The sequence below is a fragment of the Mangrovibacter sp. MFB070 genome (assembly GCF_000705335.1).
Classification (GTDB): domain Bacteria; phylum Pseudomonadota; class Gammaproteobacteria; order Enterobacterales; family Enterobacteriaceae; genus Mangrovibacter; species Mangrovibacter plantisponsor.
This window is the reverse complement of sequence record NZ_JJMI01000050.1, coordinates 1-26875: the sequence shown is the minus strand read 5'-3', so window position 1 is coordinate 26875 and position 26875 is coordinate 1. Positions and strand designations below refer to the sequence as shown.

Here is a 26875-nt window from a genome sequence, read left to right as displayed (position 1 = left end):
ACCTGTTTTGCAAAATGACTCTCCACAAATTGATTTTTTCGGCGCTATGCTTAATGCCGAAATTTGTTCATCACAGGAGTGGGACATGTCTTACGTCGTGAAATCGAAACACCTGGCCTTTATAAATGAACTCAAACATCTGGTAGGCCATCATCATGTTCTTACTGACCCGGCACGCACTGCTCGCTACCGTAAAGGTTTCCGGTCTGGTGAAGGAGACGCGCTCGCCGTAGTGTTTCCTGGTTCGCTGCTCTCTTTGTGGCAGGTACTGAAAGCCTGTGTCGCCACCGACAAAATTATTCTGATGCAGGCGGCCAATACAGGTTTAACCGAAGGGTCCACGCCAAGTGGCAACGATTATGACCGAGATATTGTCATTATCAGCACCTTACGGCTGGACAAACTGCACTTACTGGAAAACGGTGAACAAGTGCTGGCCTGGCCGGGAACCACGCTGTACCAACTGGAAAAAGCACTGAAACCTTTAGGGCGTGAACCCCATTCTGTCATTGGCTCTTCCTGTATAGGCGCGTCAGTTATGGGTGGCGTGTGCAATAACTCTGGCGGTTCCTTAGTGCAACGCGGCCCGGCTTACACCGAAATGGCTCTGTATGCACAAATTGACAGCCAGGGGCAGTTGCATTTGGTTAACCATCTGGGGATTGACCTGGGGGAAACCCCTGAGCAAATACTGTCGCAACTCGACGATGAAAAAATCGCGCCGGAACGGGTGCAGCATGATGAACGGCGGGCATCTGATAACGACTACCAGCACCGGGTACGCCAGGTAGATGCCAATACACCTTCCCGCTACAACGCAGACCCGGACCGGTTGTTCGAGGCTTCCGGCTGCGCCGGGAAACTGGCGGTGTTCGCCGTGCGCCTGGATACCTTTGCCGCCGAGAAACAACAGCAGGTGTTTTATATCGGAACCAACCAAACACAGGTGCTGACTGAGTTACGCCGCCATATGCTGGCTGAATTTACGCACCTGCCGGTTGCCGGGGAATATATGCACCGGGATATCTACGATATTGCCCAAACCTACGGCAAAGACACGTTCCTGATGATAGACAAGCTCGGCACCGACAAGATGCCTGCCTTGTTCAGCCTCAAAGGCCGTACCGATGCCATGCTGGAAAAACACCATCTGTTTAAACCCCATTTCACTGACCGTTTCATGCAGAAAATCAGTGGCTATTTTCCCAACCATTTACCTTCAAGGATGCAGGAATGGCGGCAGAAATATGAGCACCATTTGTTGCTGAAGATGTCCGGTGACGGCATTGCCGAAGCGCAGACTTTTCTTGAGCGTTATTTTCGCGATGCCGAAGGCGACTTTTTTGTCTGCACTGCGCAAGAAGGGGCGAAAGCCTTTTTACACCGTTTTGCAGCTGCCGGTGCGGCCATTCGTTACCATGCGGTTCATGCCGATGAAGTTGAGGATATTCTGGCGCTGGATATTGCCCTGCGCCGTAACGACACCGACTGGTTTGAACACCTGCCGCCAGAACTGGACAGCCAAATTCTGCACAAGCTCTACTACGGGCACTTTATGTGCTATGTGTTCCACCAGGACTATATTGTGAAAAAAGGCGTGGATGTGCATGCGCTTAAAGAGCAGATGCTGGAACTGTTACGTGAACGTGGCGCGCAATACCCGGCGGAACATAATGTCGGCCATTTATACCCGGCACCACCTGCGCTGCAAAACTTCTACAAAGCAAACGACCCCACCAACAGTATGAACCCGGGGATTGGTAAAACCAGTAAACTGAAAAACTGGCAGGCTCCTCAGGAAACACCTTCAGAGCAGGCTTAAGTTGTTACACCTGGCGGCTAACCGCCAGGTTCCCCACCGCTTATTCCCCGGACTGCACCGGTTCGTTACTTGCCATATCGGTGGTTTTCTCTTGCTTATAAGCCAGCGCTGCGGCAGGTACCGGAGACGCTTTACCGGTTTCCAGCCAGGTACGAATCCGGCTGGCATCGGCGAAGTGGGTATATTTCCCGAACGCATCCAGAACCACCAGCGCCACCGGGCGCTTATTGATTACAGTACGCATCACCAGGCAGTGGCCCGCTTTATCGGTATACCCCGTTTTGGTGAGCTGAATGTCCCAGTTATCTCTGAAGATCAGGTGGTTAGTATTACGAAATGGCAGGCTGTAGTTCGGGTGGCTGAACTGCGCTTCGTCTTCCCGTGTGGTACTGAGTTCGCCAATCAACGGGTACTGGCGGCTTGCCATGACCAGTTTGGACAGATCACGTGCGGTTGACACGTTGCTCGGCGACAACCCGGTCGGCTCTACATAATGCGTATGAGTCATACCCAATGCCCGCGCTTTGGCATTCATGGCGCGAATAAACGCGTCGTACCCGCCTGGGTAGTGCGCTGCAAGGCTTGCGGCAGCGCGGTTTTCTGAAGACATCAACGCCAACAGCAACATATTGCGCCGGCTGATTTCACTGTTGAGTTTGACCCGCGAGAAGACACCACGCATTTCCGGCGTATGGCTGATATCCACGGACAGCATATCGTTCAGTGGCTGATGGGCGTCCAGAACCACCATCGCCGTCATCAGTTTGGTGAGCGAAGCAATAGGCCTTACCCTGTCCGGGTGGCTGGCATAGAGCACTTTGCCATCGGCGAGGTCAACCACCATTGCACTCCCTGAGGCAATTTGTGGCTGGTCGGCCACCACAGCATGGGCGACCGGTTTGGCCCGCGCAATAGCATGATGGGCAGTGGCATGCGCCGTTTTATGTGGTGTGTGGTGTACCGTTTTCTTTACCTCTGCCTTTTTGCTGGCAGTGGCGTGTTTCGTCTGGGCTGTGTGATGAACTGTTTTATGTGTTTTTGTGTGGGTGACCGTGCTGGTTGCCTGCTCAGCAGACACATAAGGCACCGCACTAAAAAGAGCGACACTAAGCAAAGTAAGGCGAATATTTTTATGCATGGCAACAAATTCAACAGGGTTATCTCTGCGCGATACTACGCACACCGCGCTCTGGAATGGCGCTGGCGCCAGAATAATACTCCGCAGTCAGTTGTAACCGCCAGCGAAGATTCGTTATTAAATACTGCAATTTATTCTATAAAAAACAATTTGAGCCAGGGCAACAGTGCCAGCACCTGAGCACACCATGCAGGCGGATTACAGGAGACTGCATCCGGGGATAAAAGCAGCACAGCATAATTGACTAACGCGAGGTTGCCGGAGCTCAGTAGCTCCGGCATCTGCAACAACCAGAATTAGCTGAATAACCGGTAACCATAGCCCCACAGCAGAACCGTGATAGCCAGCAACACTTCGAGTACCAGCACACCAATTGCCAGGGTTGAGCTGGAGAAGTTAATCCCTTCAGATTTGCTGATATTTAAGAATGCCGGGATCCCCACATACAGCAAATAGCCGGTGTAAAACAACGCAACCGTGCCAATTAAGGCACATAACCAGACCACGGGCCACAAACCAACAATGCCGCTTAACATCAGGGGTGTCGCCACATAACCGGCAAACACCATACAACGTTTAAGTGCTGGTCTGTCCGGATAATAGCGGGCCATCCACCAGATAATTCGCCCCATTAACGCCACACCCGCCAGGATCAGGGCATAAAATATCACTGCCAGTACCAGAGCGGTTGAAGGCATTAGTTTTACGGCAATATCATTTCCGAAGCGCCAGCCGAACTGAGTTGTACCAATAAATGCGCACAATACGGGTACAGCGGCCATTAGTAAGACATGGTGTGTATAATGGTGGGAGACAGTTTCGTTTTCCTGCTTGATCGACTGCATTTCACGTTCGGGATGGGACATCAGCCCCCATACATGGTTCATAAATCCCCCTGATGTACTGGAACGATAAACGCGCTACCCTTATCAGGTAAAACAGCCTCAGGCCACAACGCCAGGCGTTAGCCTGTGAGCTGCATGTATCATTAGTATAATGTATGTTGAAATTTTGTTTATTTTTTGAACATATCTGGTTAATAGTAAAAAACATGGGCCCGGTATGGAAGAACGAGAACCCCTAACACGATGGATATACATAGTCTTATCAGCCAGTACGGTTACGCAGCACTTTTGATTGGCAGCCTGGCAGAGGGGGAAACCATTACCCTGTTAGGTGGCGTGGCAGCCCATCAAGGGTTGTTAAAATTTCCTTTCGTTGTGTTATGCGTTGCCCTGGGCGGCATGCTGGGTGACCAGGTACTTTACCTGGTGGGCCGCCATTACGGTACACGCGTCCTTTACCGTTTTCGTAAGCATCGCAAACATATATCCCGTGCCCGCAAGATAATAATCAACCACCCGTACCTGTTCGTGATTGGCTCACGCTTTATGTACGGGTTTCGCGTTATTGGCCCGGTTCTGATTGGCATCAGCCGTTTGCCTCCGCGTATTTTTTTCCCGCTGAATATTCTTGGTGCCGCTATTTGGGCAACGCTGTTCACCACGCTGGGATACCTGGGGGGCGAAATGGTGATGCCCTTGTTACACCAATTCAATAGCCAGATAAAACACCTGATTTGGCCTGCGATGCTACTGGTGGTTGTGGCGCTGGTTATCTGGCGGTTCTGGTGGCAAAAAAGACGCCACAAGCGTGCCAAAAAATAATCACCCGGAGCTGGTGGCTGCAGGGCAGCAAAACGTTGCATCCTGGCGGGCTGCGCGCTAGCATCACCACCACTGATGGGAGGTATCATGACTATCAAAGAAAATGATTTCAGAAAAATTGATTTGAACCTGTTAGTGGCTTTTGCGGTGTTGTACCGGGAACAAAGTGTTTCTCTGGCCGCGGATAAGCTGCACCTGGGCCAGCCTGCCGTGAGTGGTTCGCTGGCAAGGCTTCGGGAAATGTTTGATGACCCGCTGTTTATTCGTAGCGGGCACCGGATGCAACCAACCGCCCGGGCTGATGCGCTGCACTGTGAATTAATGCCCCTGCTGGAGCAATTGCAGTCAACGCTATTCCACCCGTCAGATTTTAACCCGGCAACGGCCAAAGCCACCATCACGCTGGGCATGGCTGACTGGGTTGAAACCTGGCTGATGCCCGTATTATTGCCCCTGATCCGCCAACAGGCTCCCGGGATCCAGTTAAGCGTAATCGCCAGCGATCCGTTTACTGACCAGGCCAACCTGGAAGGTGGGGAAATGGATATGGTGGTGAATATGGCTGAAGGCGGGCCACGCTGGCTGGAAAGCACACCTTTACTGGCAATGCCTTTTGTCGCGCTCTGGCACCCACAGCAAGTGCCGTTGAATGGCCCGTTAACCCAGGACGATTACCTGGCATGGCCACATTTTGCCGTGAGCAACCGCGAGGCAGGTAGCAGCCAGGTTGACACCCGGCTTGCCAAACAGGGCCTGGCACGCCAGATTAGCTATACCACACCGCATTTTGCCGCCCTGCCCGGCCTGCTGTGCAGCCAGCCAGGAATTGCGACTGTACCTGCAGCGCTGGCTCCACTCTGGCAAGCGCACTGGGGACTCAGCGCCAGCCCGGTTCCGGTGGCTATTCCCCCGGCACAACTCACCTTGAGCTGGCACCAGCGCCATAATAGCGACCCGGCATTGATGTGGTTGCGGGACCTGGTGAGTAACCATTTGGCGGAATATTCATTGAAGCAGGCGGCCTGAGCGCCTGCTGGTATTACAACTGTTCAATCGCCTGGCGAATGGCTGCGGAAGTGTTCAGTGTGCGCACGGTCGCGAATAATTCACTGGCCTGCGGGTAATTTTTCCGCAAATAGCCCAGCCATTGTTTGATCCGTGCGACATGGTACATCCCGGTATCGCCCTGCTTTTCCAGGCGGCAGTATTTTTTCAGTAACTGAATCACATCCGGCCAGGGCATGGCAGGTTCGCCATATTTAATCATGCGGCTAATATTCGGCACATTCAGTGCCCAGCGTCCCACCATAATGGCGTCGCACCCGGTTTGTGCCATACAGGCCATGGCACTGGCCTGGTCACGGATTTCACCATTAGCAATAACCGGTATATGCAGGCGTTCACGAATTTTGCCAATGGAGGCCCAGTCTATGCGTTCAGCCCGGTAACCATCTTCTTTGGTTCGCCCGTGCACCACCAGTTCCGTTGCGCCAGCCTGTTGCACGGCATCGGCAATTTCCAGGCTGCGATGGGGTGAATCCCACCCGAGGCGAACCTTCACGGTTACTGGCAGGTGTGCTGGCACAGCTTCCCGCATGGCTTTTGCCCCCTGGTAGATCAGCTCCGGGTCTTTTAGCAGAGTTGCCCCACCGCCGCTGCCATTTACCAGTTTAGACGGGCAACCACAATTCAGGTCAACCCCCCAGGAGCCCAGCTCAACGGCACGCGCCGCATTTTCAGCCAGCCATTGCGGGTACTGCCCGAGCAACTGAATACGCACCCGGGTGCCGGAAGGTGTACGGCTCTGGTTTGCCAGTTCCGGGCAAATGCGCTGGAATGATTTCACTGGCAGGCAACTATCCACCACGCGTAAAAATTCCGTGATGCATAAATCGTAATCATTCACCTCTGTAAGCAGTTCCCGCACCAGTGCATCAAGAACCCCTTCCATTGGCGCCAGTAAAACGCGCATAGTAGTACCCACCCAACCAAAGAGGCGCTATGTTAGCCTGACACCTGGCAGGTGACAAACCGGAAATGCGCTTTGTTTACAGGTAACGCGGCGGCTCACTGGCAATGTTATGCAAACCGATATTGCCGGTGAGTTAAATTAACTTATCCTCTGGTAATTTGAACAATACCCGTTTTATCAATCACCCAAGGGAAATAGAATTACCAACATATTGTTTCAAATAACCACCGGTTATTCCCCATAACTGTAATAATCAAATCACCAGCACAAATAAACCCGAAGAGCTACTCAGGCACCAGATCCACCTGAATTCAGCCAATACAATTTTTCATCAGATAAAGCATCCCTCATAAAAATGCAGTTTGTTTAGGAACTGTTGATACTTCACGTTGGTAACTAAACAATTAAGCAGAAATTGATAAGAAATATACGAACAAATACTTACCATTACCATAAATAAATAATATTCAGGTAAGAAATGAATACCAAAAACATACCTTCTCTTTCTACGGCCTCTTTCTTCAGGCAACTCATTATGAATGAAGTCATTCATGACCGATACTGGGATTCGAAGACAAACAGAGTGAAATACATTCTACGCACCCTGATTACACCGAAAGCAACCTTCAAGTTACTCAGCTTTCTTGCCGCTACCCCAAATGCCAAAACCCTGATAGAACGCCAACCTTCTTTACCTTACAAGGTTCACAGACCGTATCTGAGAGCCAGCATGAACACGAAGGATAAGCTAAAATCAATCTGTGCTGGAAGCTGCCTGATTTTTAATTCCCTCAAGAAAAGTGATTTAGAGAAAATTTACTCTAAGGACGGCCTTTGTATAGATAAAATTGATGGGAAAACAGATAATTACACCATCACACTAGGAATGGAAAACAAATTTAGCCGGGAAGGTGAACTGGTTGTTCACTTCAAAACCAGCGGTAAAATTATACTTGCCTCTTGTGCCTTTGGTTTCCTTTTCACAGAGAATAATACCAGTTTATTCATTGGCGCGATTCAGGGCGGCGGAAAGCAATGCACTCCTGAGCTGATCAAAGAGGCAACAAAATCATGCTATGGGCTATTCCCAAAAAGAATTTTAATTGAGGTGGTCTGTTTGTTAGCACAGCGGTTCGGCTGTAACGAAATATTAGCCGTCAGCAACAATACTCATGTATTCCAGAATAGTCGTTATAAAAGAAAGAAAAATAGCCTGATGATTTCTGATTACGATGGCTTTTGGGAATCATTATCAGGGCACAAAAATGCCAAACAGGATTACATCCTGCCACTGAGCATAAAAAGAAAAGACATTACCGATGTATCAAGCAAGAAAAGGTCCGAGTACAAGAAACGATATGTGTTACTTGATAATTTAACTGCTAACTTTCTGTGCGATTCGCCAAAACAAACGCCGCTACTATAAACATCCCTTCAATACGGGATGTGTTTTTCATGGCTATTATTGAGAGATGCATGCCAGATTCAATGCCACTAATTCAGTGCATAACCGGATTCCATACATCAGCACAGTTAAGCAAGGGAACAGTCGCGCATAAACCGGAAAAACTCAGAGCCGGGGAGACTTATTACAGCAATGAGGCTGGTGTGCCGCGTTGTCTTTAATATTCTGGTCGGTAAAGCGGAAGTAACCCATTTTCACCCGGTTCCAGGTGCTGGTGGCAAACCCGGCGCCAAAACTGTTCAGCACCTTTGCTACTGTATCCACACCACATTGCGCCGCATCATAAACGAAAGTTAAGGTTGCAGAGGCCGGTGAGTAGCCCACTATTTCCATACCCGATAATTGCCTGATTTCACTGACCAGTGCATCGGCCTGCCCTTCGCTCACACCAAAGAGCTTCAATTTACGGGTTACCCGGTTAGCACCGGTAACACCAGACTGGTGAGTAATGTTGCTCATCTTTACCTCTTGCGTTATTTAAACCCGCGTTCAGGTTGTACAGCACCATGGCGTACAAGGGACTGCACCAAAAAAAGCGGTTAACCAACGCCACCAGTATACAAGCCCCGGGGGAATAACCATACGCACAGGGTTACGGAAAAGCCAGCACTAGCGCTCTGACACAGATTTCTGCTCTACAAGCCAGACCCAGGGGTGGCCAATAAATTCGCGCAGTGCATCGAGAAAAACAGTAACCCTGGCTGGCGGGTGGCGAAGCGCGCGCAAGGCATATATCCCGGTGGATGCCTGCGGTTGTGAAGACCACTGCGGGAACAGTTGTTCCAGAACACCTGAGTTAATATCCTGCCCGACCACCCAGTCTGGCAGGTAAGCGATCCCCAGCCCTTCAATAGCGGCCAGGCGCATGGCATCAAAATCATCACAGCCAAACAGTGGTTGAACACTCACACCACGAACCGGTTGCCCAATCACATGGCTCCAGCCCAGTAAATCCGCGCCATGCATTTTATCAATCAAGCGGTGTGAGGTGATATCAGCCTGGGTTACCGGCCTGCCTGCTTTATTCAGGTAATCCGGGCTGGCGCACAACACCCGGGTTTGTACCGCAATACGGCTGCCAATCAGCGTGCTGTCTGCCAGGTCGCCAATGCGAATAACCAGATCCAGGCGCTCAGCAACGGGATCCGCCAGACGCTCAGTGAGATCCAAATCCAGGCTGAGATCGGGATACTGTTTAGCCAGCTTCCCCATCACAGGCAGGACATACCGCTTGCCAAAAGTTGGGTAACAGGCAACCCGGAGCACCCCGGTCACCTCGCCTTTCATTGATGACAACTCCTGCTGCACATCGACCAGCGAATCGAGGATCTGCCGCGCTCGCACCAGCAACGCCTCCCCGGCATCAGTCAGTGTCAGGTGGCGCGTGGAACGTAAGAAAAGTGGGGTGTCCAGGTGGGCTTCGAGGGCATCAATCTGCCGGCCTACAGACGACGGTGTCTTGCCACGCCGCCGCGCAGCACCCGAAAAACTGCTCTCATGTGCAACATCAACAAAGACACCAAGAAACTCCGCAAATTTTTCTGATTGCATCTGTGCATTTCTTGCATAGCTGTTGTGGGGAGTTCCTATCTTATCAGCCATGGGTTCTTTTCATACTCTTCTTCTCAACGAAACGGCAAACAAGCCAACATCAATCTGAGGATGAAGACCATGCAAACCACACCATACGATTCACTCTACCTGTTCATCAACGGTACCTGGCTGGAAGCGGAAGAACGCGACACCGTTGCTGTCATTAATCCATCAACCGAAAAAACGCTGGGCCGTTTGCCCCTGGCAACCAAAGCAGACCTGGAACTGGCACTGAATACCGCACGCGACAGCTTCAAAATCTGGAGCCATACCGTTCCGGCTGAACGTGCTCGTGTACTAAAACAGGCTGCCGCACTGATGCGTGAACGGTCTGAGCACATTGCCAGCCAAATGACGCTGGAAGAAGGCAAGCCACTGGCAGAAAGCCGGGATGAAGTTCTGCGTGCGGCAGACTACTTTGAGTGGTTTGCAGAAGAAGGCCGGCGTATTGATGGCCGGGTGGTACCGGCAAACCGGCCTGGCATTCAGCAACTGGTAAAAAGACAGGCGATTGGCCCTGTCGCTGCCTTTACCCCGTGGAATTTCCCGGCTATTACCCCGGCACGCAAACTGTCAGCGGCATTAGCCGCAGGTTGTAGCGTCATTCTTAAGCCTGGCGAAGAAAGTCCGGCCACGGCACTGGCACTGGCTCGCTGCCTGGATGATGCCGGGTTGCCGAAAGGTGTGTTGCAAATCGTCTTTGGGGTCCCAGACCAGGTTTCGGCGCAACTGATTGCCTCGCCGATTATCCGTAAAGTGGCTTTTACTGGCTCTGTACCGGTAGGCCGGTTGCTTTCTGAACGTGCCGCCGCAGGCGTGAAACCCATCACACTGGAATTGGGCGGGCATGGGCCGGTTCTGGTGTTTGAAGATGCAGATATTGAAACCGCAGCGAGTGCCGGTGCCGCCAACCGCTTTCGCGGCACAGGGCAGGTGTGCATTTCGTCCACTCGTTTTCTGATTCAGGCTGGAGCCTATGAGCACTTTGTAGAACGCTTTGTGGCTGCCACCCAACAACTGGTAATTGGCGACGGGATGTCTGCCGAAACTCAGGTTGGGCCACTGGCGAACCCCCGCCAACTGGCAAAAATGACAGAACTGATTGCCGATGCCGTAGAACAAGGAGCCACAGTGCTGACTGGCGGTAAGCGCCTTAACCGGCCGGGCTATTTCTTTGAACCCACAGTACTTACTGATGTGCCAATGAGCGCCCGCATTATGCATGAAGAGCCTTTTGGCCCGATTGCTGTACTGCGCCCGTTTAACACGCTGGAAGACGGGCTGGAAGAGGCCAACCGCCTGCCTTATGCCTTGTCGGCTTATGCATTCACCCGCGATGCCCGCACAGCACTTGATGTTGGCGATGGCCTGGAAGCCGGAATGATTGGCATCAACCAGTACCGCATTGTGGCAACAGAACTGCCCTTTGGCGGCATGAAAGAGAGTGGCCATGGTTCAGAAGGCGGCAGCGAAGGCATTCATCACTACCTGACCAATAAATTTATCAGCCAGGCCTGATCCTCATAAACACAACGCACAACAACATAAAGGAAAAGACCATGAAAAGTATCGACTTTACCAGCCCACGAGCAGCAGCCCGCCCTTTTACACCCAAACTGGCGGATTTCGTAGAGCAACCGCTCTATTCCGATGTCTGGACTGACACAGACCTGGCTCCCCGCGACCGTAGCCTGATAACCATCGCCTGCCTGGTGGCGTTAAACCACGCTAATGAGTTACCGGCCCACTTACGGCGCGGCGTGGAGAACGGGCTGACTCAGACAGAGCTAAGCGCCGTGATCACTCACCTGGCGTTTTACGCGGGTTTCCCGGCTGCCATTACGGCATCGGCTTACGCTAATGCGACGTTCAGCAATAACGATAACGACGCGCAATAACACCCGGTTGCCAGCCACTCTCACTGCGCTGGCCATACCCAACATCTTCTGACTTGTGATAAGAGGCAACAAAATGAAAGCGATAAACTTTGATGAATTTGGACCTGCCAGTGTACTGAAACTGGGTGAAGCAGCAGACCCCGTACTTCGCCCGAATGATTTACTGGTGCGTACCCGCGCCGCCGGTGTGAACCGAGCAGATTTAACCCACCGCCGCGGAGGTTATGGCCGCCCCGATTTCGGTGACTCCACCATTATGGGGCTGGAAATTGCTGGCGATGTCATTGCTGTAGGGGAAAATGTCCGGGGATACACAGTGGGTGACCGGGTAATGGGGATTGTTGGTGGTGGCGCTTATGCTGAAGTTGCCCGTATAGACTACCGGATGGCAATGCCCATCCCGGGGAAAATGGATTACATCCATGCAGCAGCGATTACCGAGGTCTTTGTCACCGCTAACGAAGCACTGATTCACCTGGGGCAATTGCAGGCTGGTGAAACAGTGCTGGTGCACGCAGGTGCTGGCGGGGTTGGTGGTGCAGCAGTGCAACTGGCTCATGCCGTGGGTGCGACAGTGCTGACAACAGCCAAAAAAGAAGCGCATGGCCTGGTCCACCAACTGGGCGCAGACTACGCCATTGATTATGAGAACGAAGATTTTACCGACGTGGTTTCCCGTGTCACCGAGGGCAAAGGCGTGGATTTGATACTGGATTTTATTGGTGCGCCTTACCTTGCCCGGAATGTTAACTCCCTCAACTTTGGTGGCCGCCTGGTGCAAATTGGTATCATGGGTGGCATTGAGAACGCACAACTGCCTTTGGACCGCGTGCTGTACCGCCACTTGCGGATTATGGGAACCGTCATGAAATCCCGTTCTCAAGAAGTAAAACAGGCTATGTCGCAACGCTTTCGCGAACGCTGGTTATCCCGGTTTAATGAAGAAAGTTTAAACCCAATTATCGACAGCGTGTTCCCTCTGGCTGAAGCCAGTGCCGCGCACCAGAGAATGGAAGACGGCCTGAATGTGGGTAAAATTGTGTTAACCATGTAAATCTCACCCAGGCAGCATGGTAAAACAAGGGGGAGGAAGCAATGCGTTTCCTCTCCCCCTTCACAGGGCAACATCTCAAGCCCGCAAAGCACAGTACAAAACTGTGCCAGCACGACCTGTCATCAACACTTCCGATTCTGCTGCACATAGCACACAGCCGGTTACCCTGACAGGTACACTCCCTTTCCATCAACCGCAGTACCACACTGGATTGCATCAATCACCTATGGTATCAACCGGTATCAGCCATACTAAAAAGGCATTGTTGCTATAACCGGAATTCATGGTGTGATCCATAGCACAAAAGCTTTTTTAATTGTATGATGAATGCATTCATTCAGGGGTTACTTAAATGCGCCATACATTGCTTATTATCTGGCAATATTGCCGGGCCTTCTTCTTTATTTATGCCTGTCTGTATGCCGGGCAGTTTATTGCCACACTGCTCCCTATTACGATTCCAGGCTCCATCATTGGCATGCTGCTGCTGTTCCTGCTGCTTTCATTACAAATTCTGCCAGCCCAGTGGGTAAAACCTGGCTGCCATCTATTTATTCGTTACATGGCATTGCTGTTTGTGCCCATTGGGGTGGGGGTTATGCAGTATTTCGATTTACTGCGTACCCAGTTCGGCCCCATCGTGGTGTCGTGCACTATCAGTACCATAGTTGTTCTGGTCGTTGTCAGTTGGAGTTCTCACCTGGTCCACGGTGAACGTAAAGTGGTTGGCCAGAAAGAGGTTAAAGAGAAATGAGTGATATTTGGTGGTCGTTGCCACTGACTCTGGTGGTGTTCTTTGCAGCACGCAAGCTTGGCTCTGTGGTTAAAACCCCACTGCTTAACCCGCTGCTGGTTTCCATGGTGGTGATTATTCCCTTTCTGCTGCTCACCGGGATTAAATACCAGCACTATTTCCAGGGCAGCAAGATGCTGAACGACTGGCTGCAACCGGCTGTCGTGGCGCTGGCATTTCCGCTGTATGAACAGCTTCACCAAATTCGCGCCCGCTGGAAATCGATTATCTCTATCTGCTTTATTGGCAGTATGGTGGCAATGATAACCGGCACCAGTATTGCGCTTTTAATGGGTGCCACACCGCAAATCGCAGCGTCTATATTGCCTAAATCCGTTACCACCCCTATTGCGATGGCTGTAGGCGGGAGTATTGGCGGGCTGCCGGCAATCAGCGCGGTGTGTGTTATCTATGTCGGGATTCTGGGTGCAGTTTTTGGCCATACTCTGTTAAATGCCATGCACATCACCACCAAGGCTTCGCGTGGGCTATCTATGGGTACAGCTTCCCATGCGTTAGGCACTGCACGTTGTGCAGAACTGGATTTCCAGGAAGGCGCATTCAGCTCACTGGCACTGGTTATCTGCGGGATTATTACTTCGCTGCTTGCTCCGTTCCTCTTTCCGGTGATTCTGGCAGTTTTAGGGTAAAAGTTGCGCACAATCTCGAAAATACGCAACATATTTCACGAGTTGCATTAATAATTAGACGCTGATCACATATTCAGGTTGATGAGAACCGTACACTACGGTTCCATTAACCTGATACAAGGCATCATGTTATGCATCCCCGTTTTGTTTCAGCCTTCGAAGCCCTGCCTGTAACACTTCGTGCTTCCCTGCAACCTTTACTGGACGATAGCGCTTTTCCGGCCATGTTGACCCCGGAGCAAACACAGCACCTGCAACAACAAACCGGTATGGATAAGCACGCCCTGGCTTTTGCATTGCTGCCTTTAGCCGCAGCCTGCGCCTGGACAGGTATTTCGCATTTCAATGTGGGTGCAGTGGTGCAGGGTGCCAGTGGAGCCCTGTGGTTTGGGGCAAATATGGAGTTCCCGGGCAGCAGCATGCAACAAACCATTCATGCTGAACAAAGCGCAATTAGCCATGCATGGATGGGTGGGGAACAGGCCCTGAGCGGAATAACCGTCAACTACACACCCTGTGGGCACTGCCGCCAGTTTATGAATGAACTCAACAGTGGGTTGTCGCTGGAAATTCATTTGCCGGAACGGGCACCAGCAACACTGGGCAATTACTTGCCGGATGCCTTCGGGCCGAAAGATCTCGCTATCACCACACTGCTGCTGGATAACGAAAACCACGGGTTCATGGTTACAGGCACGGAACTGGAACAAGCGGCAATCGCCTCCGCCAACCGCAGCCACTGCCCTTACAGCCAGTCTCCAGGTGGGGTGGCATTGCAAACCCATGACGGCAATATCTTTGCCGGAAGTTATGCTGAGAACGCGGCGTTTAACCCGTCTTTACCCCCATTACAGGTTGCCCTGAACCTGCTGCGCCTGCGTGGTTACGGGGCTGAAGATATCGCTTGCGCAGCAATAGCAGAGCGTGCCAATGGGCAGATAAGCCACCATGACAGCACGGTTTCACTGCTGAATACTCTGGGTTGCCAGAAGATAACCTGCGTAGCACTCGCCTGATCAAGTGAGCATCGCGTGCTCAAAATAGCTGCAACCAGGCGGGGATAGCTTGCTCTTCACGGAGTGGTCAAGTAGCCTTGAAAACACTTTAACCGCAAGCCGAGCGTTACTGATTATGTTTAAGCGTCTGTTATACAGTCTGTTAGTCCTGACCGGGTTAATGCTGATAACGGCGCTTGCCCTTGACCGCTGGATAAGCTGGCAAACAGCGCCCTACGTGTATGATGAAATCCAGGACCTGCCCTACCGCCAGGTGGGAGTGGTGCTGGGTACGGCCAAATATTACCGCACCGGCGTTATTAACCAGTATTACCGCTACCGTATTCAGGGCGCACTCAATGCCTATAACAGTGGCAAGGTAAACTACCTGTTGTTAAGCGGCGATAACGCATTAACCAGCTATAACGAACCCATGACCATGCGCAAAGACTTAATCGCCGCAGGTGTGGATCCGGCTGATATCGTACTGGATTACGCCGGGTTCCGGACACTGGATTCAATAGTGCGTACCCGCAAGGTATTCGATACCAACGATTTTATTATTATCACCCAGCGTTTTCACTGCGAACGCGCGCTGTTTATTGCGCTGCATATGGGGATTCAGGCACAGTGCTATGCAGTTCCTTCCCCGAAAAATATGTGGTCGGTGCGCTTCAGGGAGTTCGGTGCCCGGCTCGGCGCACTGGCCGATTTATTTATTTTTAAACGTGAACCGCGTTTTTTGGGGCCATTAGTGCCTATTCCGGCGGCTCATGTTGTTTCTGATGATAATCAGGGCTACCCCGCTGTAACGCCAGAGCAATTGCTTGAACTGCAGAAGAAAGCCAGCTCCGCAGAAAAGAAAGTGACTGATACGCCATAAAGTGTGGGGGCTTATTTTGCCTGCCCGCAGTTTCTCTCAGCTACCTGTGCGCCAGAAACCAGGCAAAAAAACCGCACCAGGAATAACAGGTGCGGTTCTTCAGTTGGAACAGCTTATTTCTTGCGGGTGTATTTCAGTGAATCCAGCGCCACAGCAAAGATAATAATGCCGCCTTTAATAATGTACTGCCAGTAAGGGTTGATACCGATATAGGTCAGGCCGTAGTTAATCACAGTAAAGATGATTACCCCGGTCACCACACCAATCACCGTGCCCACACCACCACTGAACGAAACACCACCCACCACACAGGCCGCAATGGCGTCCAGTTCGTACATAAAGCCCAGGTTGTTGGTGGCAGAACCAATACGCCCGGCTTCCAGCATCCCACCGAAGGCGTAAAACACACCAGATAAGGCGTAGATCATCAGCAGGTTCAGGCCAACATTCACCCCGGATACTTTTGCCGCCTCAGGGTTACCGCCGATGGCAAAAATGTTTTTACCAAAGCGGGTTTTGTTCCACAGGATCCAGACAAAAACACTGGCTATCGCTGCGTAGAAGGTAATGTACGACAACCGGAATGTGCCCAGTTGCACAAACCCCTGGGTAAAGGTGGAGAATTGCTGTGCAAAACCGGAAATTGGCGATGCACCAACAAAATCGTAATACAGGGAGTTGATCCCGTAGACGATAATCATGGTACCCAGAGTGGTGATAAACGGCGTTACATTAAGGTAAGCAATGATAATGCCGTTAACCAGGCCGATTACCGCGCCAATCACGCAGACAATCAGGATAACCAGTGGAATAGACATGGTTTCCAGGTGCGGGAACACTTTGTTGACGTTATCCATCGCCTGCAGCATGGTCGCCGCAATCACCGCCGCCAGGCCAACCTGGCGCCCGGCAGACAGGTCTGTCCCCTGGGTAACAATCAACCCGGCCACACCCAGTGCGATGATAATACGCACCGATGACTGGGTCAGAATATTACTCATGTTAAGCAGGCTTAAAAAGGTTGGGTCCTGGAAAATAATAATAGCCAGTAAGACAAACAGTACGACGTAAATACCGCCGTCCTTCAGGTAGGTAAGTAAGCTTTTCTTATTTAACGCACTCATGAGAAGCCCCTGAGATTAAAGGTGCAAAGACGCAAGACGCAAGATTTCGTTTTGCGTGGCGGTTTTAGTGTCAACAACGCCGGAAACGAGCCCATTGCTCATAACCAGAATCCTGTCAGTTATCCCTAATAACTCCGGCATTTCGGAGGAAATAATAATTATCCCCTTCCCTTTTTTCGCCAGCTCAGCCATCAGTTGGTAAATTTCAAACTTAGCCCCGACATCGATTCCACGCGTCGGTTCATCAAGCATCAGTATTTCAGGTTGGGTCAACAACCAACGGCCAATAATGACCTTTTGCTGGTTACCGCCAGACAAAGAACCAATTTGGGTTTTATGACCTGGTGTTTTAACCCGCATGGCATCGATTACCCATTGGGTATCGCTTTTCATACGGGAATTATCCAGCAAGCCAACTTTGTTTTTATAACGCTTAATATTGGAAATCAGCGAGTTAAAACCAATATCCAGATATGCATAAATACCGGTTGAACGGCGTTCTTCGGTTACCAGCGCAAAACCATTATTAATGGCTTCATTCGCGGTATGGTTATTAATGGACTTGCCATGTAACTTAATGGTGCCAGCTGATTTTTCGCGGATCCCAAATAACGTTTCGACAATATCGGTACGTTTGGCGCCCACCAACCCCGCTATCCCCAGGATCTCCCCCTGGTGAAGGTCGAAGGAGATATCACGAATGGAAGGCTGGCGTAACGAAGTCAGATTACGAACTTCCATAATCACATCACCTGGCGTATTTTCACGCTCAGGGAAGCGCTGGCTCAGGGAACGCCCCACCATCATGGCGATAATTTTATCCATATCCAGCCCTTCCAGGGGCTGAGTCGCAATCCACTGGCCGTCACGCAGTACAGTAATTTCATCACACAGCTGGAAAATTTCTTCCATCTTATGAGAAATATAAACAATTCCGCATCCACGCTCTTTTAGCTTACGAATAATGGTGAACAGGTGGTTAACTTCTTTTTCTGTCAATGACGAAGTGGGCTCGTCCATAATGACAATTTTGGCATCATAGGAAAATGCCTTAGCGATTTCGATCATTTGCATTTGCGAAACAGATAACGTACCCACGCGTGCTTTTGGGTCAATATCAATATCCAGCTCTTCGAAAATCGCCTTGGTATCCTGGTACATTTTATCCTGGTCGACAAACATACCTTTGGTGGGATAGCGCCCCAGCCACATGTTGTCCATAACTGAACGTTGCAACACCAGGTTCAACTCCTGGTGAACCATGGAAATCCCATTTTCCAGGGCTTCTTTTGCGGAGTGAAATTCGATTTCTTTTCCCTGAAAAAGAATACTCCCACTATCTTTCTTATAAATACCAAACAGGCATTTTAATAATGTTGATTTCCCTGCACCATTCTCTCCCATCAGGGCATGAATAGAGTGCGGGCGAACTTTCAGGTTCACATTATCCAGCGCTTTAACGCCAGGAAATGATTTATTAATGTTAGACATCTCTAACAAAAACTCACCTGACGGCTGTATATTATTGCTGACCATAGTCATCACCTGGCTACATCCCACGAATAAACACGGCATCACGTTTATTAAACCTGGTTTACCATGAATTATTTTGGGTAAAGTATTTATTGCTCATTATTTTGTACTAACAGCTACAGTATTAATCTGCAGCTGTTATTTCCTGTACTATTCAGGCCACCTTTCAGTAACCTGAATAGCAAGGACAAACAATGCCGGAATTAAATTACTTACCTTCGAATTGAGATAAGTTGTCTTTATCTACGCCGACATAAGGTACACGAACAATTTTATCGACAATTTTCCAGCTGGTGCCTTCAGCCGGTGCTTTGCCGTCTGCCAGGTTACGAGCCAGATCGAAAGTCGCTTTTGCCTGGTTGTTGGCATCGTTCAGTACCGTACCAGCCATTGCACCAGATTTAACCAGCGCCAGGGCTTCAGGCAGTGCATCCACACCGAATACCGGAATAGAGGATTTGTTGTGTGCTTTCAGCGCTTCTACTGCACCCATTGCCATGGCATCGTTGTTTGCGATAACCACTTCAATTTTGTTAGCATTCGGGCCAGACAGCCAGGCATCCATTTTATCTTTTGCCTGAGCGGTATCCCACATCGCGGTGTCCAGTGCCAGTTGCTGTGTTTTCAGGCCTTTGTCGTTCAGGGTTTTCACCACATAAGTGGTACGTGCTTCGGCATCCGGGTGCCCCGGCTCACCTTTAAGCAGAACATACTGCACTACGCCATCTTTGTTCAGATCCCATGACGGGTTAGCGGCCCAGTGTTTCGCAATCAGTTCACCCTGAATGATGCCAGACTCTTTAGAATCTGTGCCTACATAATAGGCTTTATCGTAGCTGTCCAGCGCTTTACGGGAGGGTTCTTTGTTGAAGAAAACAATCGGCACGTTCTGTGAACGAGCTTTCATAATCACGGTGCCTGCGGCAGCCGGGTCAACCAGGTTAATTGCCAGCGCTTTTACACCTTTCGCCAACAAGACATCAATCTGGTCGTTCTGTTTTGACTGGTCATTCTGCGAGTCATTCATCAGCAACTGAACATCAGGCGCACTTGCACCATCTTTTTCAATTGCCTTACGCACCACAGACATAAAGTTATCATCATATTTATAGATGGTGACGCCAATACGGGTTGCTGCGTTTGCAGCTGCGCCAAACAACATGCTTGCCATCACAGCTGAAAGAGTAAGCACCTTCTTATTCATGGTATCTCCGGTTTTGCAGGGTAACGATGAAAATCAGTCAGGCGGGATGTTTGTAATCAAAATGTTACATCACGCCGACTTTTCGGGAAAAAAGTTAACGCATCCATGTGATATAACACTCCGTTACTGCTTTTTATGAGCGTTCAGAGGGTTTTTATGCGATAACCACTCATATGCAGTTACATTATGTTTCACCCTCTAAAACACCGCCATAATAGTAACCGGAATGTTAACTTACTGTGAATTTACTCACAGATTGAAACCGGTTACATCAAACTCTTTATGAAAGAAGTGATCTGGTACACAGTTTACTGGCTGGGCGAAACAGAATGACGACGAACCAGTGTTGGCATAAAACAGTGGGTTTCTGACTGGTCAAGTGTGCCTGCAGCACCCCGTAGCGCGAGTTCAGTTGCTGTGCGGGCCATGGAAGCAATCGGGTAACGCACCGTAGTCAGTTGTGGGTCGGTATAGCGTGCAACGGGAATGTCATCAAAACCAATCACAGATACCTGTTGCGGAATATGAAAACCATTGTCTTTGAGGGCAGTCATTGCTCCGGCAGCCATACTGTCGTTATAAGCAAAAATCGCACTCAGTTGTTGGTTACTGCCAAGGAGCTCCACCATTGCCGCTTCGCCACCTTGTAAATCGGGCGTGCCACGGGCAACCCAACTTTCCCGGGCGGAAATCCCCTGCTCTTCCAGCGCCATGGCCCAGCCCTGGCGGCGTTGAATATCGTCGTCAATGCCGTGGCTGGAACTGAGATAACCAATGCGCTCGTGGCCTTGCGCTATCAGCATTCGGGTCGCCATTAATGCGCCAGATACGTTATCCAGACCAACACAACGGTACTCATAACCGGGTAAAATTCGGTTAATCAGCACCATGCCCGGCACCTGTTCCATAAACAGTGCCATCTCCTGGTCAGATAACGCTTTGGCATGGACTATCAGCGCATTACAACGCTGGCGGATCAGTACCTCAATGGCGTGCCGCTCTTTCTCTGCTTCATGGTAACTGTTACCCACCAGCACATATTTATGATTCGCCTGGGCAACACCATCTACAGCTTTAACCAGCGCGCCAAAAAATGGGTCGGAAACATCCATTACCACCACACCAATGGTGTCACTGACCTGAGTCGCCAGTGCCTGTGCGTTGGCATTGGGCCGATAGCCAAGCTGCGTCACTGCTTTCATGACTGCATCACGGGTATCAGGGCTCACCAGCGCACTGTTGTTGAGGACGCGTGAAACTGTGGCAACGGAAACACCCGCGTAACGGGCTACATCGCGAATCGTGACCATGCAAATCATCCAGGCAGAGGTATTTGAAATTGTTGTCGCCGCGTTACCTGCGGCGTGGCGGTTATTTTGTCAGCGAGTGAGTTAACACAGCGTGAGGAAAATCACAGGGATGAAAGCGGTTACAGCAGATATGTTAATGATTGTGATCTGGATCGTTATCTGGTTGTAGATGAAACAGGCGTACCAGTAGCCAGTGACGTCAGCTTACGCCACACCCACTCCAGTGGCCCCTGGCGGAAAAAGTGCAACCAGCAAACAGACAGCACAATATTCACCAGCCACACCGCAGGCACAAATGCCAGTAGTTGTAACCGGCTGAAATGCATAAACAGACCCGCTCTCTCAAACAGTGTGGTGCAAATAACCGTTTGCAACAGGTAGTTTGTCAGTGCCATCCGGCCAACACAGGCAATAGCGATGGTGATGCGCCAGGAAGCCATTGTGCGCCAGTAACCAAAAATGAGTGATGCATAACCAATAGACTGCAGTGGGGCACTTAATTCACGCGGCGACTGTAACAAGAAAGCACACCACCGGTATTGCCAGCCTAAATGCCATTGCGCAAACACAGCAGGCGCGTTAATTAATAACCCCAGCCCCACCAGAATCATACCTGTACGCCGGTAATGGGACTGGCTGAAGCGCCCACGTAACCAGCCACTGCGCATCAGCGCCGCACCCAGCAGCATCATGCCTGCCAGTTGCCAGCCGTATTGTGCGCCAATAGCTAATAAGTTAGAGGACAACAGGCTCAGGCGGTTATCGACAGCTTCCATTCCGCCTTTTAATTTCCAGTAGGCTTCATATTGCAGCGGTGCTGCTTCTGGTACCCATGAACGGCTGGTGTGATCACCAGAAATCAGCCCCAGCACCAGTAATACACCGAGGCCAATTAAATAAAGCACAATACCAGTATTAAACAGCGCCTTAACACCACTGGCATCGCGAATCATTCTCCAGCACACCAGCCCCACCAGCCCGTATGCCAGAAGAATATCGCCATCCCATAAAAATACCGCATGACAAAACCCCAGCATGACCAGCAAAGTCAGGCGGGACTGAATCCAGCGTTTACCACGCGGCAGCAACATTTGCAGCCCTGCGCCGAACAACAAGGCAAATAGCGTAAGGAATTTAACCTGGGCAAAGAGGTCCAGTATGGCCCATGTCCAGGCATCACTTAATGAAACACTGCCTGACCAGGCGGGATTAAGATAAGCAGCCTTGGGTAAACCAAAGGCCACTATATTGAGAAGCAGGATGCCCAGAATGGCAACGCCGCGAATGAAATCGAGCGTAAGGTTTCTTTCCATTGCATCCTGCCTGGCAGTTAAATTTAGTTATGGTGACGCACTGCGCGTAAAAACTCCTGCCGGGTATTCTGGCTCGATTTGAATAACCCGCCCAACGATGTAGTGGTGGTCGCGCTGGTTGCATCACGAATACCGCGTGCTTTTACACAGTAATGCACCGCATCAATTGATACAGCAACATTATTGGTCCCCAACAAAGTTTGCAGTGCCACTAATATTTGCTGAGTCAGACGTTCCTGAACCTGTGGGCGCTGAGCAAAGAACTGCACAATACGGTTAATTTTAGACAAACCAATCACCGCATCTTTTGGAATATAAGCTACGGTAGCTTTGCCATCAATAGTCACGAAATGGTGTTCACAGGTACTGGTGAGCGTAATATCACGTACTGTTACCATTTCATCCACTTTCATTTTATTTTCAATGACAGTGATTTTAGGGAAATTTGCGTAATCCAGACCAGAAAAGATCTCATCGACATACATTTTGGCAATGCGATGAGGTGTTTCCATCAGGCTGTCATCACTCAAATCCAGATTCATGAGTTGCATGATGCCTGTCATATGTTCGGCAATACGTGCTTTGCGAGTTTCGTTATCCAGTTGCTCGGCAGGTTGGCGTAACGGTGTTTCCAGCCCCCTGGCAACCAGAGCATCGTGGACCTGGGCGGCTTCTTTACTGAATGATGGCATCAAATTTCTCCTGCAGGTGTCTCGTTCCTTACCCTGCGTGGGGTAAAGTTTATGCTTATTTTGCGGCACTGCGCATGTTTAATCCAGTACCATGACGGATTATTGTTGAAATAGGTACAGCCATGCACCAGAAGAAAACACGATGACGTTATTGGCTGGCGGAGCGAAAGAAAAAAGGATATTGCTCTGGCTGTATCTGGATTCAAATTTCACAACCAGCGAAATAAAAAAAGCCAGCGCAAGTGCTGGCTTCAGGTAATAATCAACGGGCAACACCCTGTTAACCTGCCGGTTGCTCTGCCGGTTTTTCTTTCGCAGCAGGTGCTGGCACTGAAGGTAGTGGTGGTAATTCACGCACTTCAATGCGCACATCATAGCGTTTGCCTTTCTCCAGCGCAGGTACATCACCTGTCAGTTTTTTCAGTGCTTCTGCAGGGTCTGACGTTTGCATTGAAGACTGGTAAACAGGTGGCATCATCATTGGGGGCATAAACTGCCCATGCCCACCAGGAACCATCATTTTTTGGCCTTCATGATGAGGATGTTTTGCGGTTTCCTGTTGCGCCGCAAAAGCAGTAGCTCCCGCAGCCATCAGGCAAACAGCAACCAAAGCCTGGTACGTTTTTTTCATACCCAAAACTCCTTACAGGCGCACGCTGCGCCAATGCATTAGTGATGCAATGCACTATTCAGAATGATGGAAGTAATCACACCGGTTGCCGCAGCAATCAGGACATAGTTACCGTCAATATAAGCCCAGTGTTGCCCTGATGGCGGGTTAGGTAAACCACGGTCACGCCAGTCATTCACACGATAGTCATCGCCTCTGAAGCGATCCGGTGCCGGATGCCCGCGCCGGAAGTCATGCCCATTCCATGCAAAGTGATCGCCCTGATGCATTTTTTTAGGGTCATAATGATTTTTGCCATGATCCTGTGGCTGGCCTTGCTGCCCGTGCCCTTGCTGTTCCTGCCAGGGTTGTTGCCCCTGGTTATCCGGCCCATGGCCATCAGCCCAGGCTAGTGAAGTCATGGAACATGCAGCTACCAGTACTAATGCAGTCAGTTTTTTCATAAGTCACCTCTTCTCCTTATGGATGACTTAGTTTTACAAGCCAACAGTGGAGAAAATGTGAAAAAGCGGTAATGTCGGAGAATTCCTGGAAGAATGGTTTATTACTCAGCAGATTATTCTGATACGTAACAGAATCGGTATAACATCATGCTTTCGATGAGTAATGATTAATAGCAGAGAATATCCATTCAGGCAGGTCACCCTGCCTGAACAGACTGGAGGGGTTACATTTCCAGTGAAGTCGTCAGCCCGTCGATAACCACCTGAGGTGTGCCACGCGAGCAGCGTTCTATACGCCCTTTCACCCCATAGACTTCCGCCAGGCTCTCAGCCGTAATGACTGCTGCAGGTTCACCGCTGGCAACCAGCTTGCCGTTTTTCAGCATCAGCACATGTTCACCATGGCGCAGGGCGATATTGATATCATGCACCACTACTACCGTTATCATATTGCGCTTGCGGGTTTCACGGGCTACCAAATCCATTACGTGGAACTGGTAATTGAGATCTAGCGCACTGAGCGGTTCATCGAGCAACAATAATTCCGGGCGGCGGATCAATGACTGGGCAAGGCCAACCAGCTGTTTTTGCCCGCCAGAGAGTTGGTCCAGGTAGCTCATCGCCAGGTGTGAAATGCCCAGTTGCTCAAGCAGGCTCATTACTTCCTGCTCATGGGATGCATTGGCATGGCCGCCAGACGCACGCTGTGCAACGATTATTGATTCCAGAACATGCAGGTGAACACCCGCCGGTAAACTTTGTGGTAAATAAACCACTTTCTCTGCCCGTTTCGCAAAAGGCAGTGCCACCAGGTCTTCACCGCCCAGCACCAACTGGCCCTGTGCTTTATTCAGCCCGGCCAGCGAACGCATCAGCGTGGATTTACCACAGCCATTGGGGCCAAGTAACACGGTGATTTTACCACGGGGTAACGGCCCAACATTCAGATCACTGATAATCTGGCGTTTCGGGTAACCGGCATGAAACTCGCGAATAACTAAGCCACTCATTATACGCTCCCCCGGTGGCGCAAAATAATACTCAGGAAGAAAGGCACCCCTACCAAAGATGTCACGATACCTACCGGGATGATGACGCCAGGAATGATATTTTTCGAAGCAACAGATGCCATCGACAACACCAGTGCACCAATTAGCACACTACCCGGCAAGTAAAAACGGTGGTCTTCACCAAATGTCAGGCGGGCAATATGGGGAGCGACAAGGCCGATAAAACCAATCGGGCCGACAAACGCCACTGATAACGCAGAAAGAATACTGATACGCAGTAAAGTCGCCAGGCGCAGGCGGCGCACGTCAATACCGAAGCTGACTGCACGGTCTTCACCCAGGCGCAGTGCGGTAAGCTTCCACGAACTCATCATTGAAAGTGGCAAAATAACCGCAAAAGCCAGCGCCAGCACACCCAGTTTGTCCCAGGAAGCTCTTGCCAGGCTGCCCATAGTCCAGAAAACCAGCCCCTGCAACGTATCTTCGCTGGCAACAAACTGCAACATAGAAACCAGCGCATTAAAGGTAAACACCAGTGCAATACCAAACAGCACCACACCTGATGTCGCGACTTGTGTCCAGCGGGTGATGGCATCAAGCAACAAGGCTGCGATTAACGCGAAAACAAAGGCATTGGCCGAGATAAACCACTGGTCAGGCACGCCGGGTATACCAATACCCAGGACGATAGCCAGCGCTGCACCAAATGCCGCTGCAGAAGAGACACCTAGAGTAAACGGGCTGGCAAGCGGGTTATTGAGAATGGTCTGCATCTCTGCCCCGGCCAGGCCCAGCGCCATCCCCACCATTACCGCCATAAGTGCATAAGGCAGGCGGATATCCCAGACAATCACCCGGGTTCCCGGGTTAGCACTGGATGGGTCAATCAACGTATGCCACAGCGTACTCAGTGATAAACCTGAAGGGCCAAGGGTAAAATCCAGTAGCAGCGACGCCAGAATGGCAAGAATAATTACGCCAAGTAACCAGTAACGGTGGTACAGCACCTTCTGGTAGCGACCCATCACGTTGTTGGCAGATGATGATTGCGACGTTGACTGTGACATTGATTCGGAGGTTACACTCATTACATCTAAACCTTTACGGCGTCATGCTCATCATTAAACGCCTGCCAGCTCGCGCCACCAGGCTCTCAGGTTAAACACCCGCACAGGCAACAACTATTCATACTGGCTACACGCCAGCTACAACAATACAGAATGTTGAGACCGATACAGGCACTGTCCAGGGTACGTCCGTAAGTGTTTGTATGCTGCCTTGCTGTAAACAAGGGCTCACAGCGAGACTACCAGGCAAAATAAATACGAGCGCAGGCATATATGCCCGCCAACGATAAGACAAATGATAATTCTTATCAATTCTATAGTTATAAAAACCTCATTTTTTACACGCGCAGACGTTATAAATCAACGCATACACGTAAAAACAACACATATTGTGTAAGTTTTCCCTGACCGGGAACAAAATTGCAGCAGTTGCGCTGCCCACTATGCCAGTATTGAGCAAATTGCGCGCCGTGCCAGCCACACCAAACCACACAAAAAGCCCCGCTATTCACAGCGAGGGTTGAGTCGCGTAAGACCGGTGAACCGCAGAAAGGAAGACAAGGTTATTCCGCCCGGATGGCGGAATAAGGCGAACCGAGGCATGGATGCCGAGTCGAG

The 26875-nt window shown here is 50.5% G+C and carries 26 protein-coding genes; 11 read left to right on the top strand and 15 right to left on the bottom strand.

The features are described 5' to 3' along the window. Positions 1-85: 85 nt before the first annotated feature. Positions 86-1822 carry a D-lactate dehydrogenase gene (gene dld, locus DT73_RS21170; protein WP_036114794.1) on the top strand — a complete coding sequence of 579 codons (1737 nt, stop codon included), beginning with the start codon at positions 86-88 and terminating at the stop codon, positions 1820-1822. A 40-nt stretch (positions 1823-1862) separates the two neighbouring features. Here the strand turns inward: dld and pbpG are convergent, their stop codons facing one another. Both pbpG and DT73_RS21155 read right to left on the bottom strand, forming a co-directional pair. Beyond that, positions 1863-2960, bottom strand: coding sequence for a D-alanyl-D-alanine endopeptidase (pbpG, locus tag DT73_RS21165; protein ID WP_255358368.1), 1098 nt, complete (start codon positions 2958-2960; stop codon positions 1863-1865). Between the two features lie 296 nt (positions 2961-3256). After that, complete coding sequence (locus DT73_RS21155; RefSeq protein WP_036114788.1) at positions 3257-3847, bottom strand: Yip1 family protein; 591 nt, start codon at positions 3845-3847, stop codon at positions 3257-3259. A 201-nt stretch (positions 3848-4048) separates the two neighbouring features. Here DT73_RS21155 and DT73_RS21150 point away from each other — a divergent pair, with 201 nt between their 5' ends. Beyond that, on the top strand, positions 4049-4627 hold the full coding sequence (locus tag DT73_RS21150) for a DedA family protein (RefSeq protein WP_036114786.1): 579 nt from the start codon (positions 4049-4051) through the stop codon (positions 4625-4627). A gap of 87 nt (positions 4628-4714) precedes the next feature. Beyond that, on the top strand, positions 4715-5653 hold the full coding sequence (locus DT73_RS21145; RefSeq protein WP_036114783.1) for a LysR family transcriptional regulator: 939 nt from the start codon (positions 4715-4717) through the stop codon (positions 5651-5653). Between the two features lie 13 nt (positions 5654-5666). On the opposite strand, the gene dusC is transcribed toward DT73_RS21145, so the two are convergent. Next, positions 5667-6599, bottom strand: coding sequence for a tRNA dihydrouridine(16) synthase DusC (gene dusC / locus DT73_RS21140; RefSeq protein WP_036114780.1), 933 nt, complete (start codon positions 6597-6599; stop codon positions 5667-5669). Positions 6600-7134: 535 nt separating this feature from the next. Here dusC and DT73_RS21135 point away from each other — a divergent pair. Continuing rightward, a complete protein-coding gene (locus DT73_RS21135; protein ID WP_160173987.1) occupies positions 7135-8025 on the top strand; it encodes a VirK/YbjX family protein in 891 nt (296 codons plus the stop codon). 144 nt (positions 8026-8169) lie between these two features. Here the strand turns inward: DT73_RS21135 and DT73_RS21130 are convergent, their stop codons facing one another. Together DT73_RS21130 and DT73_RS21125 are read right to left on the bottom strand one after the other, a co-directional pair. Continuing rightward, positions 8170-8523 (bottom strand): hypothetical protein, encoded by a 354-nt coding sequence (locus DT73_RS21130; protein WP_036114777.1) that lies wholly within the window; start codon positions 8521-8523, stop codon positions 8170-8172. 150 nt (positions 8524-8673) lie between these two features. Then, positions 8674-9615 carry a LysR family transcriptional regulator gene (locus DT73_RS21125; RefSeq protein ID WP_036114775.1) on the bottom strand — a complete coding sequence of 314 codons (942 nt, stop codon included), beginning with the start codon at positions 9613-9615 and terminating at the stop codon, positions 8674-8676. A 120-nt stretch (positions 9616-9735) separates the two neighbouring features. Between DT73_RS21125 and DT73_RS21120 the strand changes: the two genes are divergently transcribed. The 7 genes from DT73_RS21120 (at position 9736) to sanA (ending at position 15930) form a co-directional block, all read left to right on the top strand. Beyond that, positions 9736-11175, top strand: coding sequence for an NAD-dependent succinate-semialdehyde dehydrogenase (locus DT73_RS21120; RefSeq protein ID WP_036114770.1), 1440 nt, complete (start codon positions 9736-9738; stop codon positions 11173-11175). Positions 11176-11216: 41 nt separating this feature from the next. Beyond that, positions 11217-11555: a carboxymuconolactone decarboxylase family protein gene (locus tag DT73_RS21115; RefSeq protein WP_036114767.1), complete on the top strand. Its 339-nt coding sequence runs from the start codon at positions 11217-11219 to the stop codon at positions 11553-11555. A gap of 73 nt (positions 11556-11628) precedes the next feature. Further along, positions 11629-12609, top strand: a complete 981-nt coding sequence (locus tag DT73_RS21110; protein WP_036114764.1) for an NAD(P)H-quinone oxidoreductase — start codon at positions 11629-11631, stop codon at positions 12607-12609. Positions 12610-12961: 352 nt separating this feature from the next. Further along, positions 12962-13363 (top strand): CidA/LrgA family protein, encoded by a 402-nt coding sequence (locus DT73_RS21105; RefSeq protein WP_036114761.1) that lies wholly within the window; start codon positions 12962-12964, stop codon positions 13361-13363. Then, positions 13360-14052 carry a CidB/LrgB family autolysis modulator gene (locus tag DT73_RS21100; RefSeq protein WP_036114758.1) on the top strand — a complete coding sequence of 231 codons (693 nt, stop codon included), beginning with the start codon at positions 13360-13362 and terminating at the stop codon, positions 14050-14052. The genes DT73_RS21105 and DT73_RS21100 overlap by 4 nt, the downstream gene beginning before the upstream one ends. Before the next feature lie 131 nt (positions 14053-14183). Beyond that, positions 14184-15068 carry a cytidine deaminase gene (gene cdd, locus DT73_RS21095; RefSeq protein WP_036114753.1) on the top strand — a complete coding sequence of 295 codons (885 nt, stop codon included), beginning with the start codon at positions 14184-14186 and terminating at the stop codon, positions 15066-15068. 115 nt (positions 15069-15183) lie between these two features. After that, positions 15184-15930 carry an outer membrane permeability protein SanA gene (gene sanA, locus DT73_RS21090; protein WP_036115291.1) on the top strand — a complete coding sequence of 249 codons (747 nt, stop codon included), beginning with the start codon at positions 15184-15186 and terminating at the stop codon, positions 15928-15930. Positions 15931-16043: 113 nt separating this feature from the next. Here sanA and mglC read toward each other — a convergent pair whose 3' ends face one another. From mglC to DT73_RS21040, 10 genes are all read right to left on the bottom strand, one after another. Continuing rightward, on the bottom strand, positions 16044-17054 hold the full coding sequence (gene mglC / locus DT73_RS21085) for a galactose/methyl galactoside ABC transporter permease MglC (protein ID WP_036114750.1): 1011 nt from the start codon (positions 17052-17054) through the stop codon (positions 16044-16046). A 15-nt stretch (positions 17055-17069) separates the two neighbouring features. Continuing rightward, a complete protein-coding gene (gene mglA, locus DT73_RS21080) occupies positions 17070-18590 on the bottom strand; it encodes a galactose/methyl galactoside ABC transporter ATP-binding protein MglA (RefSeq protein WP_036114747.1) in 1521 nt (506 codons plus the stop codon). A 205-nt stretch (positions 18591-18795) separates the two neighbouring features. Continuing rightward, positions 18796-19791, bottom strand: coding sequence for a galactose/glucose ABC transporter substrate-binding protein MglB (gene mglB, locus DT73_RS21075; RefSeq protein WP_036114744.1), 996 nt, complete (start codon positions 19789-19791; stop codon positions 18796-18798). Between the two features lie 308 nt (positions 19792-20099). After that, complete coding sequence (gene galS / locus DT73_RS21070; RefSeq protein WP_036114741.1) at positions 20100-21101, bottom strand: HTH-type transcriptional regulator GalS; 1002 nt, start codon at positions 21099-21101, stop codon at positions 20100-20102. 155 nt (positions 21102-21256) lie between these two features. Beyond that, a complete protein-coding gene (gene yeiB / locus DT73_RS21065) occupies positions 21257-22414 on the bottom strand; it encodes a DUF418 domain-containing protein YeiB (protein ID WP_036114739.1) in 1158 nt (385 codons plus the stop codon). A gap of 23 nt (positions 22415-22437) precedes the next feature. Next, on the bottom strand, positions 22438-23106 hold the full coding sequence (folE, locus tag DT73_RS21060; RefSeq protein ID WP_036114737.1) for a GTP cyclohydrolase I FolE: 669 nt from the start codon (positions 23104-23106) through the stop codon (positions 22438-22440). A gap of 280 nt (positions 23107-23386) precedes the next feature. Then, positions 23387-23737: a hypothetical protein gene (locus tag DT73_RS21055; RefSeq protein ID WP_036114735.1), complete on the bottom strand. Its 351-nt coding sequence runs from the start codon at positions 23735-23737 to the stop codon at positions 23387-23389. 38 nt (positions 23738-23775) lie between these two features. Then, entirely contained in the window at positions 23776-24180 is a 405-nt protein-coding gene (locus DT73_RS21050; protein ID WP_036114730.1) for an RcnB family protein, read from the bottom strand. A gap of 224 nt (positions 24181-24404) precedes the next feature. Continuing rightward, positions 24405-25193: an ABC transporter ATP-binding protein gene (locus DT73_RS21045; protein ID WP_152552557.1), complete on the bottom strand. Its 789-nt coding sequence runs from the start codon at positions 25191-25193 to the stop codon at positions 24405-24407. Beyond that, on the bottom strand, positions 25190-26257 hold the full coding sequence (locus DT73_RS21040) for a FecCD family ABC transporter permease (protein WP_369792668.1): 1068 nt from the start codon (positions 26255-26257) through the stop codon (positions 25190-25192). Before DT73_RS21040 ends, DT73_RS21045 begins: the two co-directional genes overlap by 4 nt. Between the last annotated feature and the right edge of the window lie 618 nt (positions 26258-26875).